Consider the following 12,799-nt stretch of genomic DNA (forward strand, 5'->3'; position numbering starts at 1 on the left):
GTATATGCGGCGCATGACCGACCTTGATCTCATCCGCAATTTCTCGATCGTGGCCCATATCGACCACGGCAAATCCACGCTTGCCGACCGGCTCATCGAGATGACCGGGACGGTGGCAGAGCGCGACATGAAAGAGCAACTGCTCGACAGCATGGATATCGAGCGCGAGCGCGGCATCACCATCAAGGCTAACACGGTGCGGATTTCCTATCCGGCGAAGGACGGCAAGACCTATGTCCTGAACCTGATCGACACCCCCGGCCATGTCGACTTCGCCTATGAGGTCAGCCGGTCGATGCGCGCCGTCGAAGGCAGCCTGCTGGTGGTGGATGCCAGTCAGGGGGTCGAGGCGCAGACGCTGGCCAATGTCTATCAGGCCATCGACGCAAATCATGAGATCGTCCCGGTCCTGAACAAGATCGACCTGCCCGCGGCCGAGCCCGACCGGGTCAAGGAAAACATCGAGGATGTGATCGGCATCGACGCATCCGACGCCGTGCCGATTTCGGCCAAGACCGGCCTTGGTATCCCCGATGTGTTGGAGGCCATCGTCACCCGTCTGCCCGCACCCAATGGCGACCGCGACGCGCCCCTGAAGGCGATGCTGGTCGACAGCTGGTATGACGCCTATCTGGGCGTCGTGGTGATGATCCGCGTCATGGACGGGGTCATCAAGAAGGGCGATCAGGTCAAGATGATGCAGACCGGCGCCACCTATCGTCTGGATAAGCTGGCCGTGCTGACCCCGGCGATGAAGGATATTGCGGAACTTGGTCCGGGCGAGATCGGCGTCTTCACCGCCTCCATCAAGCAGGTGCGCGACACCCGCGTCGGCGACACCATCACGCATGAGAAAAAGCCAACTGCCACGCCGCTTCCGGGCTTCAAACCCGCGCAGCCGGTGGTGTTCTGCGGGTTGTTCCCGGTCGATGCCAATGATTTCGAGGCGCTGCGCGATGCCATCGAAAAACTTGCCCTGAACGATGCCAGCTTCAGTTATGAGATGGAAACCTCGGCCGCGCTCGGCTTCGGCTTCCGCTGCGGCTTCCTCGGGCTGCTGCATCTGGAGGTCATCCGCGACCGTCTGGAACGCGAATACGATCTGGACCTGATCACCACCGCGCCCTCGGTCGTGTTCAAGCTGCACATGAAGGACGGCGAGGTCCGCGACCTGCACAACCCCGCCGACATGCCCGACCTGACCTATGTTGACCATATCGAAGAGCCGCGCATCAAGGCCACGATCATGGTCCCCGACGAATATCTGGGCGATGTGCTGAAGCTGTGCCAGGACCGTCGCGGCATCCAGCTTGACCTGACCTATGCCGGCAGCCGCGCCATGGTGGTGTATGACCTGCCACTGGCCGAGGTGGTCTTTGACTTCTATGACCGCCTGAAATCCGTGACCAAGGGCTATGCCAGCTTCGACTATCAGATCAGCGGCTATCGCGAGGATTTCCTTGTGAAAATGTCGATCCTGGTGAACGATGAACCCGTCGATGCGCTGTCCATCATGGTCCACCGCGACCGGGCAGAGGCCCGCGGCCGCGTCATGGTCGAAAAGCTGAAAGAGCTGATCCCCCGCCACATGTTCAAGATCCCGATCCAGGCCGCCATCGGCGCCCGCGTGATCGCCCGCGAAACGCTGAGCGCCATGCGCAAGGACGTGACCGCCAAGTGTTACGGTGGCGACGCGACGCGGAAGAAAAAGCTGCTGGAGAAGCAGAAGGCCGGTAAAAAGAAGATGCGCCAGTTCGGGAAAGTCGAGATCCCGCAGACGGCGTTTATTCAGGCGTTGAAGATGGATGGGTGATGAAGAAAGTCAGCATCAAGATTGCAACTCTCGGGGATAAGAAGCACTTTGACGGTCTTGACGAAGTCATAAAGATAAAAAGTAGTATTATCGATTTTTGGCCGACCATCGAAACTCATCAATTTAGCTGTCTTCCCGATGAAGAATGGGGATATTCTGCACGAGCCATTTCTCACTTTGCGCCGGGTCGCGACGATGAGGATATTCTGATCTTAGTTGCGGGATTTCCGATAGAGGAGAATTATATACTTAAGAGGGTTGGCGATTCCCGAATAATTTTAACGTCATTTGAGGTTAACTCAATTCTTAAAAGAGACCGCATCAGGTTTTCTAATTTAGTGGCTCGATATTGTTACTCTGTCTCTTTAATGTACCTTTGTAAAGGTGAGAGCCTGCTGTCACCAGATGGCGACTGGACGCGGTACGCGCACGCCGATACACGCGGCTGTCTATTTGACATGACGCCGCACAAGGACGATATTGCGGTGTCATGCGATAGACCAATAATCTGCGACGAGTGTCAAGCCAGATTGCGCAGTAGAGGAGTTCAGCAGCGTACACTAGAAATTGCATCGTCGGAAATCTATTACAATATCAGAAAAAGCTTGTATTGGAGCGCAGTTGATTTCGCCGAGCGTCACCCTGTCGCAGCATTCGTCGTAGCAACGCTGTGGGGACTTACGGTGGGAGTTTCAGCGTCTATTCTGGCGGCGCTCTTAACTTGAAGGCTGTGAAGTTCTGAGCAAATCTCTTTGGGCGCGCTTAGACTCAAATCGTGTGCGAGTTAGTGCCCTGCCGTTAACTGCAAATAACTTTTACCAAGCAAATACTTGAATTGCACAGTAAGCGTAGGGTGCGTGCTCGCACGCACCATTCCCGCCCAAGTCCCGCCAAACGGTGCGTGTAAACACGCACCGTACGCCTTTCCGGCGGCTTTGTCTCGGTGATGGGACGAATACGGCCAATCCTCGGGCTGCGTGACAAAGCCATGCTTCACCGGGTTCCACCAGCAATAATGCATATGCGCCGCGAAATCCGCGTCATCGCGGATATGATGCTCCCAAAATCGTCGCTGCCAGATGCCGCGTTCTTGCCGCGCGATATGGCTGTAACGCAGGGGGCCGATTGGTAGACCGCGCGAAAAGCGTGATTTTATCAAACGCCAGCGCGTCGAATAATCGCAATCCCCTTCGGGCAAGCGCCAGATGCAATGCAGGTGATCCGGCAGCACCACCCATGCGTCGATATGGAAAGGACGCTCGGCACGGGTCAGTCGCACCGCCTCGCGCAGAAGGCCGATATGATCGACAAGCAATCGACCGCCCCGCCGCGCGAGGGCGACGGTGAAAAAGACCGGAACGCCGGGCAGGCGTGGGCGAAGATAGCGCGGCATGGCACATCATGTGCCGGCACCGGTTAACAAAGCGTGCAGCGGCCGCTATTTCCGCCGCTTGCGGCTGCCGGACATGTCGGGAAACCACATCGCCAGCCACGCCTCGACCCAGACGCGCTGCCATTCCTGCATCATCTCGCTTTGGGCCTTGTGCATTTCGGCCAGCATCCGTCCACGAGAGGCGCCCGCAACGCTGTTCATCGCCGAAAGCCACGCGCTCATCCAGGGGTTCTTCATCAAAGTCACTCCCATCGCTATGGTCGGGCTGCTTGCCCAGAGCATCAAGATAGTAACCTATCTGAACTGTCCAAGTGGCAAAATAGCGCGGTCAGCTCAGAAAATCCGCCACCGCTTCGGCGACGGCCTTTGGCTCCTCGGCATGCAGCCAATGGCCGGAATTGGGCAGATAGCGCAGGTCGGCCTGCGGGAAATATTCAAGGATCTCATCCGCCGCCGCGCCGGGGGCCGCATAATCCGACGCGCCGCCAGCCAGAAACAGCGCCGGGCCGGTGAAGCTGGCCTTGGGCAGCCCCTCGGGCCAGCCGGTCAGCACCTGCATCTGATCGGACAGAACGGGCAGGTTCAGCTTCCACTGCGGCGGGTCTGCCTTCAGATCAAGGCTTTGCAGCAGAAAGGCGCGCACGCCCGGCTCCTCCACCGTCTCGGCCAGCCTGCGGTCGGCCTCAGACCGCAGCTTGACGCCTGCCAGATCCAGGCCCTGCATCGCGTCGACATAGCGCTGCTGGCTGTGACCGTAGGCGATGGGGGCGATGTCCAGCACCACCATCCGGCGCAGCAGCTCCGGCCGTGTCAGCGCCAGTGTCATTGCCGTCTTGCCGCCCATGGAATGGCCAACGATATCGACCAACCCGCCATGATCCGCAATCACCTTTGCCAGATCGTCCGCAAGCGCGGGATAGGAATGATCAGCGTCGTGCGGGGAATCGCCATGGTTGCGCATATCGACCGAGATGACCTTGCGCACAGGGTCCAGCCTGCGCGCCAGCCCGCCAAGGTTCTTGGCCGACCCGAAAAGCCCATGGACCAGCAGCAACGGCGGCAGGCCCGAATCCTCGACCGTGGGGCCGGATGTGATCGTATTCAGCATCATGGCCGCAGCTTAGCCGCACTGGCACGCCCCCGCCAGCCTGTCTATGATGCGGGGCAACAGAAGGGGACGCGATGACACCGCTGAACGTGCGAAGCTGGGCCGAGGAGGTCGCCGTGCTGATGGCAACCCGCCTTGGCGGCGCCCGCCGGGGCGAGATGGTGACGCTGGATGGCATGATCCGGCGCCGGGGTGGGGCGCTGCCGCGCAACCTGCTGAAAAAGGCCCGGATATTGCGGGATGCCGAACAGATCACCAATGCCCCCAAGATCGCGCGCCAGACCGATTTCAGCGCCGCCGCGCAGGCCCATGCCGATCTGGTCGCCTATCTGAAGCCTTTCGGGCGTATCACGCGGGTGCAGCAGAGGGCGGCCAACTTCGCCGCCTCGGTGGTGTTCGGGCTGCTGATGCTGGGTATCGCGATCATCTGGGTGCTGGTCTGGCGCGGCTATCTGTAAGCGCGGCTTTGCTTTGCTGCTGCTTTCGGGTATGAGGCGCGCTTGCAAAGGAACGCGACATGGCCGAACCCAAGAAGCTTTTCATCAAGACCTATGGCTGTCAGATGAACGTCTATGACAGCTCGCGCATGGCGGAAGCCATGAGCGCGGATGGCTATGTCCTGACCGAGGATCAGGCCGAGGCCGATATGGTTCTGCTGAACACCTGCCATATTCGCGAAAAGGCGGCGGAAAAGCTGTATTCTGACCTTGGCCGGCTCAAGCCGATGAAGGCTGAAAAGCCCGATCTGAAGATCGCCGTGGCCGGCTGCGTCGCCCAGGCCGAGGGCGAAGAGATCGTGAACCGGATGCCTCTGGTCGATCTGGTCGTCGGCCCGCAAAGCTATCACAAGCTGCCGGCGATGGCGCGTGGCGAAGGCCCGCGTGTGCTGACCGAATTCCCGGCCGAGGACAAGTTCGATCACCTGCCAAAGCGTGCGACCCGCCGCGCACCCACAGCCTTCCTGACCGTGCAGGAAGGCTGCGACAAGTTCTGTGCCTTCTGCGTCGTCCCCTATACCCGCGGGGCCGAGGTCAGCCGCCCGGTTGAACGTATTCTGGCCGAGGCGCGCGATCTGGTCGAACGCGGGGTCCGCGAAATCACCCTGCTGGGCCAGAACGTCAATGGCTGGCACGGGGCGGGGGCGGACGGGCACGAATGGCATTTCGGGCGGCTGATCCGGGCCATTGCCGAAATCGACGGGCTGGACCGGATCCGCTATACCACCAGCCACCCCAACGACATGACCGACGACCTGATCGAGGCGCATGGGGATGAGCCCAAGCTGATGCCCTATCTGCATCTGCCGGTGCAGTCGGGTTCGGACAGGGTTCTGAAGGCAATGAACCGCAAGCATACAGCGGCCGAATATCTGCGCCTGATCGAGCGTATCCGTGCCGCGCGCCCCGATATCATGCTGACCTCGGATTTCATTGCGGGCTTCCCGGGCGAGACCGATCAGGACCACCGCGACACGCTGAAACTGATCGAGGATGTCGGCTATGGCACCGCCTTCAGCTTTAAATACTCGCCGCGTCCGGGCACGCCCGCTGCCGGGCGCGAATGCGTGCCGGACGATGTGGCGGATGCGCGCTTGCAGGAAATGCAGGCGCTGCTGACCCGCCAGCAGAAGGCCGCGCAGGAATCCATGGTTGGTCGCCGCGTTGGTGTGCTGTTCGAAAAAACCGGCCGGATCGAGGGCCAGATGGTCGGCAAGTCCGACTATCTGCATTCGGTCTTTGTCGAGGCCCCTGACGCCCGCATCGGCGATCTGATCGAGGTCGAGATCACCCATTCGGCCGCCAATTCGCTGGCAGGAAAGCTGCTTTGATGCCAGGCTGGGTCTGGCTGAGCGGGGCGATCATCCTGGAGGTGGTCGGGACCACCGCACTGCAGCAATCCGCGCAATTCACCCGACCGCTGCCCACCATCGTCATGGCGGCCTGTTACGGGCTGGCCTTCTATGCGCTGTCGGTGGTGGTTCAAAGCATGCCGATGGGCGCGGTCTATGCGATCTGGTCCGGTGTCGGCATTGCGCTGATTTCACTGATCGGCGCGATCTTTCTGGGCCAGCATCTGGACCGCGCGGCGGTCGCCGGGATCGCGCTGATCGCGTCCGGCGTGGTTGTCATCAACCTGTTTTCCGGTTCTGGCCCGCACTGAGCAGCAGCCCGTGCAAAGCCGGACCGCGTCCTAGCCCTTCGGATTGTCGCCCAAGGGCTTTTCCGTCACCCGCATCGGTTCCGAGAAGATCGGCGAGGCAGTGGTGCTGACGCCGGTTGTCGTCTCGGCCCCGACAGCAGGTTCTGCGGCGGGTGTTACGACGGGTTCGGGGCGCGGCTGCTCGGCCGGTTTGGCGGTGGCAGCCGGCGCGGGCGCGGGCGCGGCGGGCGGCGCGGGCGGGTTGGCTGGTGCGGCAGGCTTCACCTCGGCTGCGGTCAACGCACGCGGCATTGTCGCGGCTGCTTTCGGGCGGCGAAAGATCAGCAGGTTGTGAAACAGCGTCGTGCGCCCGGTCAGCCCGCTGCGTTCTTCCGAAGGCAGCGTTTCGGCGCGCAGATATTCCCAGCCCTCGCTGGCCATGCGGTTGATTTCATCGGTCAGCGTCAGGGCGTAACGCTCGGCCGGCGTTTTCGCGGCCTTGGCCTTCTCGCTGCGGATCGGCGCGGGAATGGCGGTATATTCGAACGAGCTCATGCTGCTTTTCCCTGTGTGGTTGCCGATTTCATAGGGCAGAAGCGCAGGCCTTGGCCAGTCCCGTCATGCCCGATTGGCGGATGCGCGCATTGCCCAGCTGCGGATCCAGACCCCCAGCGACAGGCCGATCTCGGTCTGGATCAGGCAGATCAGGAAGTTGAAGGTGATCGACAGAAACAGCGCTGGCAGGGCGCGGGGCAGTGTTGCGCCGGCAAGGCCAAGGATGGCGGGCCAGGCATCAATCAGTGCGTGGCCTTCGGCCTTCAGCGCGATTGCGGCCATTGCAAAGGGCAGTACGAAGGTGGCGGCGGCAAACAGAAGATAGGCCATAAGCCGGCTATAGGGGCGGCGCGTGGCCCAGTCGGGCTGCGCGGGCAGGGTGCCGCGCCACAAGGCGCCGACAATGGCGGCGGCCAGCACCGGCACGGCGGTGAAGACGATACCGCCGGCCGTCTGCGGAAGTGCGGCGTTGAAGATCGCGAACCACCAGACCAGAAGCAGGCCGGGCAGGGCGATCAGCAGGAACAGGCCCGCCAGACGCCACTTGCCCGCTTGTCCGGTCGCGGTGGTCACAGGCCCAGCTTCTGCGCCACCAGTTCATTGACGGCGGCCGGGTTGGCCTTGCCGCCGGTGGCTTTCAGCACCTGACCGACGAACCAGCCTGCCAGCTTGGGGTTGGCCTTGGCTTTTTCGACCTGTGCCGGGTTCTCGGCGATGATCGCATCGACTGCTGCCTCGATTGCGCCCAGATCGGTGACCTGCTTCATGCCGCGCGATTCCACGATCTCGGCCGGGTCGCCGCCTTCGGTCCAGACGATCTCGAACAGGTCCTTGGCGATCTTGCCTGAAATGTCGCCCTTGCTGATCAGGTCGATGATCCCGCCAAGCTGAGCGGAGCTGACGGGAGAGGTTTCGACCGTCAGGCCTTCCTTGTTCAGGCGGCCAAACAGCTCGTTGATGACCCAGTTCGCGGCCATCTTGCCATCGCGGCCTGCGGCCACGGCCTCGAAATAATCGGCATTCTCGACCTCGGCGGTCAGGACGCTTGCGTCATATTCCGAAAGCCCCAGCACTGTGACGAAGCGCGCCATCTTGGCGCCCGGCAGTTCGGGCAGCGCGGCCTTGATGTCGTCGACCCAGGCCTGTTCGATTTCCAGCGGCAGAAGGTCGGGATCGGGGAAATAGCGATAATCGTGCGCTTCCTCCTTCGATCGCATCGACCGGGTTTCGCCCTTGTCCGGGTCATACAGGCGGGTTTCCTGAACGATCTTGCCGCCGTCTTCGATGATGGCGATCTGGCGGCGGGCTTCGTATTCGATGGCGGCCTGAATGAAGCGCAGCGAGTTCATGTTCTTGATTTCGCAGCGCGTGCCCAGCACGCCGAAATCGCCGGTTTCCATGAAGCGTTCGTAATCGCCGGGCTTGCAGACGCTGACATTCACGTCGGCGCGCAGGTTGCCGTTCTGCATATTGCCGTCGCAGGTGCCCAGATAGCGCATGATCTGGCGCAGCTTGCTGACATAGGCGGCGGCTTCTTCCGGCCCGCGGATGTCGGGACGGCTGACGATTTCCATCAGCGCCACGCCCGTGCGGTTGAAATCGACGAAGGACATGTTCGGGTCCATGTCATGGATCGACTTGCCCGCATCCTGTTCCAGGTGGATGCGTTCGACACGGACGCGGCGCGCGACACCGGGGCCCATATCGACGATGATTTCGCCCTCGCCCACGATGGGGTGGTAAAGCTGGCTGATCTGATAACCCTGCGGCAGGTCGGGATAGAAATAGTTCTTGCGATCGAAGGCCGAGGTCAGGTTGATCGCGGCGTTCAGCCCCAGCCCTGTCTTGACCGCCTGTTCGACGCAGAATTCGTTGATGACCGGCAGCATGCCCGGCATGGCCGCGTCAACGAAGGCGACGTTGCTGTTGGGCTCGGCCCCGAAGGTGGTCGAGGCACCGGAAAACAGCTTGGCATTGCTGCTGACCTGCGCATGCACCTCCAGCCCGATCACCAGCTCCCAGTCCGATTTGGCACCGGCAATGCGCTTGGGTTCAGGCGTGGTGAATTCGAGATGGTCGAGCATGGCGTCTATCCTGTCTTGTCGCCCCGGTTTCTATGCCGGGCAGCCCGCGCGGGCAAGGGCCGAGGGCCGCAGAGGCTGGCCGCGTCCTGTCAGGGGCCTATGGCACGAATGACACCGTGGATCACCAAAATGGCGATCTTCCCGGATTCTTTACCAGCGACGGCTATTCACGCGCCGCATGATCGTCTAGCCGGCGGCAGAGAACCAATAACCGCAAGCGTGGATAATGCGTAAACTCGTTAAACTGGCCATTCTGGCCACAGGCATTGCCGTCGCAGGCTGCGACAGTGCCAGTATCGGCAAATCGGCCGTGGATGCGCCGACGCTGAATGCGGGCCAACCCGGCCTGACCCGGCGGGCGCTGTCGAAGCTGCCGGGGGCAGAGCCGTTGCCCTCGATGAACTGGGACGGGCGCGACAGCAGCGCCGAATGGACCGATGCGACGCTTGCGGCGCTGGATGCCGAAGGCGCGGTGCTGATGTCGCGGGTGCCGTCGGACGTGATGGAGTTCTGCCCCGCCTATGCCAGCCAAAGCCCAGAGAACCGCAAGGCTTTCTGGGCCGGCCTGTTGTCGGCCGTGGCGAAATACGAAAGCAGCCACAATCCGCGCGCCAAGGGCGGCAGTGGCCGCTATCAGGGGCTGATGCAGATCTCGACCGCGACGGCGCGGAATTTCGGCTGCGGTGGCTCGATGCTGGACGGCAGGGCGAACATGGCCTGTGCGGTCAGGATCGCAGCGAACCAGGTCGGGCGGGACAACGCCATTGCGCGGGGCAATGGTGGCTGGCGCGGGGTTGCGCGCGACTGGATGCCGCTGCGCAACAATTCCAAGCGGGCAGCGATCGCCGGCTGGACCAGCAAGCAATCATACTGCCGGTAACGAAAAGGGGCGCCGTTGCGCCCCTTTCCATCAGCGAAGTGCTGCAAGGATGCGCGCCCAGCTGCGCGCGCCCTTGGCAAAGCTTTCGACGTCGTATTTTTCATTCGGGGAATGGATGCGGTCGGATTCCTTGGCAAAGCCGATCAGCATCGTGTCCATGTTCAGGATGCGCTTGAAGTCGCCGGCGATGGGGATCGACCCGCCCATGCCGATAAAGACTGCCTCGCGGCCCCATTCCTCGCTCAGTGCCTGTTTTGCCGTTTCAAAAGCCGGGTCCGACAGGTCCATCACCGCTGCGGGCGATCCGCCATGTTCGTGGAATTCAACGCGGCAATCGGCGGGGATATAGCTTTCGACATGGGCGCGGAAGGCGCTGCGGATCTTGTCGGGGTCTTGGGTACCGGTCAGGCGGAAGCTGACCTTGGCGCGGGCTTCGGCTGGCAACACGGTCTTGAAGCCGTCGCCGGTATAACCGCCAGTGATGCCGTTGATTTCCGCCGTCGGCTGGTTCCAGACCATTTCCAGCGGCATCCGGCCCTTTTCGCCCACGGGGTGTTTCAGTCCGACACGGGACAGGAATTCCTCGGCGTCGAAATTCAGCGCCTCCCAGTCGCGGCGAAGATCGTCCGACAGTTCCTCGACGCCGTCATAGAAGCCGGGCAGGGTGACGCGGCCGTTTTCGTCCTTGAGTGCCGCCAGCGCGTTGCACAGGATCTGAATCGGGTTCGCGGCCAGTCCGCCGAAGCTGCCCGAATGCAGATCCTGATTGGCGGCGTGGACGATGATCTCCTCGCCCACCAAGCCGCGCAACTGGCTGGAAATCGCCGGGCGGCCATCTGCGGCCCGTGCGGTATCGCAGATCAGCGCCAGCGACTGCGACAACTCGTCACGGTTGGCTTCAAGAAACGGGATCAAGGATGGCGAGCCGGATTCCTCCTCGCCCTCGAACAACAAGGTCAGCCCCGAGGGCAGCGCGCCATGCACATCCTTCCATGCCCGGCAGGCCTCGACGAAGGTCATCAGCTGGCCCTTGTCGTCAGATGCGCCGCGCCCCCGGATGACCGGACCCTCGTCGGTTTCCTCGATGGCGGGGTCGAAGGGCGGGCGGTTCCAAAGGTTCAGCGGATCGACCGGCTGCACATCGTAGTGGCCATAGAAAAGAATAGTTCTTTCAGTGCCTTGCGGGGTGGATGCGACAACCATGGGATGGCCCTCTGTCTCGCGGATTTCGGCAGCGAAGCCGAGAACGCGCAGCTCGTTCACCAGCCAGGTCGCAGCGTCGAAAACATCGCTGTCATGGGCGGGGTCGGTCGAGATCGAGGGGATGCGCAGAAAGCCCATCAGCCGCTCGATTGCCTGGGGCAGATCGGCGTCCAGCCGGTTCAGAACTTCGTCGAGCTTTTGGTCTGCCATGGTATTCCTGACTGTTTTGCTGTGGATAAACGCGTGGAAACGATTGGCGAATATTCAGAAATTTGCCCTGTTCCTTGCGGCATTTGACACTTATCAATGTGGGGTCCGCACGATTTGACATGATCGCCCCCAGCAAGCAAGGCAAGGGACCCCGCGATGGATTATAACGCCGCTCTCGACCAGGCTATTGGCAAGCTGCATGATGAAGGCCGCTACCGTACCTTTATCGATATCGAACGTCGCAAGGGTGCTTTTCCGCATGCGATCTGGACCCGCCCCGATGGGACCGAACAGCAGATCACGGTCTGGTGCGGCAATGATTATCTGGGCATGGGTCAACACCCGGCGGTTCTGGCGGCCATGCACGAGGCGCTGGATGCCACCGGTGCAGGCTCTGGCGGGACGCGCAACATCTCGGGGACGACGGTCTATCACAAGAAGCTGGAAGCCGAACTGGCCGACCTGCACAGCAAGGAAGCCGCGCTTGTCTTTTCCAGCGCCTATATCGCCAATGACGCGACGCTTTCGACGCTGCGCAAGCTGTTTCCCGGTCTGATCATCTATTCCGACGCGCTGAACCACGCCTCGATGATCGAGGGGATCAAGCGTTTCGACGGCGCCAAGCGGATCTTCCGCCACAATGACGTGGCCCATCTGCGCGAGTTGCTGGAGGCAGACGATCCCGAGGCGCCGAAACTGATCGCCTTCGAATCGATCTATTCGATGGATGGCGATTTCGGCCCGATCGAGGCGATTTGCGACCTCGCCGATGAATTCAACGCGCTGACCTATCTGGACGAGGTTCACGCCGTCGGCATGTATGGCCCCCGCGGTGGCGGCGTCGCCGAACGCGACGGGCTGACGGGGCGCATCGACATTTTCAACGGCACGCTGGGCAAGGCTTTCGGCGTTTTCGGCGGCTATATCGCCGCTTCGGCCAAGATGGTCGACGCCATCCGCTCTTATGCTCCGGGCTTCATCTTTACCACTTCGCTGCCGCCGGCCGTGGCCGCAGGTGCCGCCGCCTCGATTGCTTTCCTGAAGACGGAAGCGGGGCAGAAGCTGCGCGATGCCCAGCAATTGCACGCCCGCATCCTGAAAATGCGCCTGAAAAGCCTTGGCATGCCGATCATCGATCATGGCAGCCATATCGTGCCGGTCCATGTCGGCCATCCGGTGCATTGCAAGGCGCTGTCCGACATGCTGTTGAACGATTTTGGCATCTATGTGCAGCCGATCAACTTCCCGACCGTGCCGCGCGGTACAGAACGGCTGCGCTTCACGCCCTCGCCGGTCCACACCCCCGATCAGATCGATACGCTGGTGCGGGGGATGGATGCGCTCTGGGCACAGTGCAAACTGAATCGCTCGGCTGCCGTGGCGTGACCACGCTGACGGGGTGAACCCCTCTCGC

The 12,799-nt window shown here is 61.7% G+C and carries 14 protein-coding genes; 7 read left to right on the forward strand and 7 right to left on the reverse strand.

Annotated elements, in window-relative coordinates:
- The first annotated feature begins 13 nt into the window (after positions 1 to 13).
- Positions 14 to 1,813 (forward strand): translation elongation factor 4, encoded by a 1,800-nt coding sequence (gene lepA / locus G7044_RS02930; RefSeq protein ID WP_166325694.1) that lies wholly within the window; start codon positions 14 to 16, stop codon positions 1,811 to 1,813.
- Positions 1,813 to 2,538 (forward strand): hypothetical protein, encoded by a 726-nt coding sequence (locus G7044_RS02935; protein ID WP_166325697.1) that lies wholly within the window; start codon positions 1,813 to 1,815, stop codon positions 2,536 to 2,538. The genes lepA and G7044_RS02935 overlap by 1 nt, the downstream gene beginning before the upstream one ends.
- 59 nt (positions 2,539 to 2,597) lie before the next feature.
- On the opposite strand, the gene G7044_RS02940 is transcribed toward G7044_RS02935, so the two are convergent.
- The 3 genes from G7044_RS02940 to G7044_RS02950 form a co-directional block, all read right to left on the reverse strand.
- Positions 2,598 to 3,206 carry an REP-associated tyrosine transposase gene (locus G7044_RS02940; RefSeq protein ID WP_235931112.1) on the reverse strand — a complete coding sequence of 203 codons (609 nt, stop codon included), beginning with the start codon at positions 3,204 to 3,206 and terminating at the stop codon, positions 2,598 to 2,600.
- A 45-nt stretch (positions 3,207 to 3,251) separates the two neighbouring features.
- A complete protein-coding gene (locus G7044_RS02945) occupies positions 3,252 to 3,428 on the reverse strand; it encodes a hypothetical protein (protein ID WP_166325700.1) in 177 nt (58 codons plus the stop codon).
- Positions 3,429 to 3,534: 106 nt separating this feature from the next.
- Entirely contained in the window at positions 3,535 to 4,314 is a 780-nt protein-coding gene (locus G7044_RS02950) for an alpha/beta fold hydrolase (RefSeq protein ID WP_166327272.1), read from the reverse strand.
- Positions 4,315 to 4,388: 74 nt separating this feature from the next.
- On the opposite strand from G7044_RS02950, the gene G7044_RS02955 reads away from it, so the two are divergent.
- Genes G7044_RS02955 through G7044_RS02965 form a run of 3 tightly spaced genes read left to right on the forward strand, consistent with a single transcriptional unit; the run spans position 4,389 to position 6,474 of the window.
- Positions 4,389 to 4,772, forward strand: a complete 384-nt coding sequence (locus G7044_RS02955; RefSeq protein WP_166325703.1) for a hypothetical protein — start codon at positions 4,389 to 4,391, stop codon at positions 4,770 to 4,772.
- A gap of 59 nt (positions 4,773 to 4,831) precedes the next feature.
- A complete protein-coding gene (gene miaB / locus G7044_RS02960) occupies positions 4,832 to 6,142 on the forward strand; it encodes a tRNA (N6-isopentenyl adenosine(37)-C2)-methylthiotransferase MiaB (RefSeq protein ID WP_166325706.1) in 1,311 nt (436 codons plus the stop codon).
- Complete coding sequence (locus G7044_RS02965; RefSeq protein WP_166325709.1) at positions 6,142 to 6,474, forward strand: DMT family transporter; 333 nt, start codon at positions 6,142 to 6,144, stop codon at positions 6,472 to 6,474. The genes miaB and G7044_RS02965 overlap by 1 nt, the downstream gene beginning before the upstream one ends.
- A gap of 30 nt (positions 6,475 to 6,504) precedes the next feature.
- On the opposite strand, the gene G7044_RS02970 is transcribed toward G7044_RS02965, so the two are convergent.
- From G7044_RS02970 to gatB, 3 genes are all read right to left on the reverse strand, one after another.
- The gene (locus G7044_RS02970; RefSeq protein ID WP_166325712.1) at positions 6,505 to 7,008 is read right to left on the reverse strand and encodes a DUF4177 domain-containing protein; all 504 of its coding nucleotides are present in this window, start codon (positions 7,006 to 7,008) and stop codon (positions 6,505 to 6,507) included.
- A 63-nt stretch (positions 7,009 to 7,071) separates the two neighbouring features.
- A complete protein-coding gene (locus G7044_RS02975; protein WP_166325715.1) occupies positions 7,072 to 7,581 on the reverse strand; it encodes a hypothetical protein in 510 nt (169 codons plus the stop codon).
- Positions 7,578 to 9,092 (reverse strand): Asp-tRNA(Asn)/Glu-tRNA(Gln) amidotransferase subunit GatB, encoded by a 1,515-nt coding sequence (gene gatB / locus G7044_RS02980; RefSeq protein WP_166325718.1) that lies wholly within the window; start codon positions 9,090 to 9,092, stop codon positions 7,578 to 7,580. Before gatB ends, G7044_RS02975 begins: the two co-directional genes overlap by 4 nt.
- Positions 9,093 to 9,318: 226 nt before the next feature.
- On the opposite strand from gatB, the gene G7044_RS02985 reads away from it, so the two are divergent.
- Positions 9,319 to 9,972 carry a transglycosylase SLT domain-containing protein gene (locus G7044_RS02985; protein WP_166325723.1) on the forward strand — a complete coding sequence of 218 codons (654 nt, stop codon included), beginning with the start codon at positions 9,319 to 9,321 and terminating at the stop codon, positions 9,970 to 9,972.
- Positions 9,973 to 10,002: 30 nt separating this feature from the next.
- Here G7044_RS02985 and G7044_RS02990 read toward each other — a convergent pair whose 3' ends face one another.
- Positions 10,003 to 11,385 (reverse strand): dipeptidase, encoded by a 1,383-nt coding sequence (locus G7044_RS02990; RefSeq protein WP_166325726.1) that lies wholly within the window; start codon positions 11,383 to 11,385, stop codon positions 10,003 to 10,005.
- Between the two features lie 156 nt (positions 11,386 to 11,541).
- Between G7044_RS02990 and hemA the strand changes: the two genes are divergently transcribed.
- Positions 11,542 to 12,771 carry a 5-aminolevulinate synthase gene (hemA, locus tag G7044_RS02995; RefSeq protein ID WP_166325729.1) on the forward strand — a complete coding sequence of 410 codons (1,230 nt, stop codon included), beginning with the start codon at positions 11,542 to 11,544 and terminating at the stop codon, positions 12,769 to 12,771.
- The last annotated feature ends 28 nt before the right edge of the window (positions 12,772 to 12,799 follow it).

Origin of the sequence: Paracoccus xiamenensis (assembly GCF_011308835.1) — a bacterium.
In the GTDB taxonomy this organism is placed as follows: domain Bacteria; phylum Pseudomonadota; class Alphaproteobacteria; order Rhodobacterales; family Rhodobacteraceae; genus Paracoccus; species Paracoccus xiamenensis.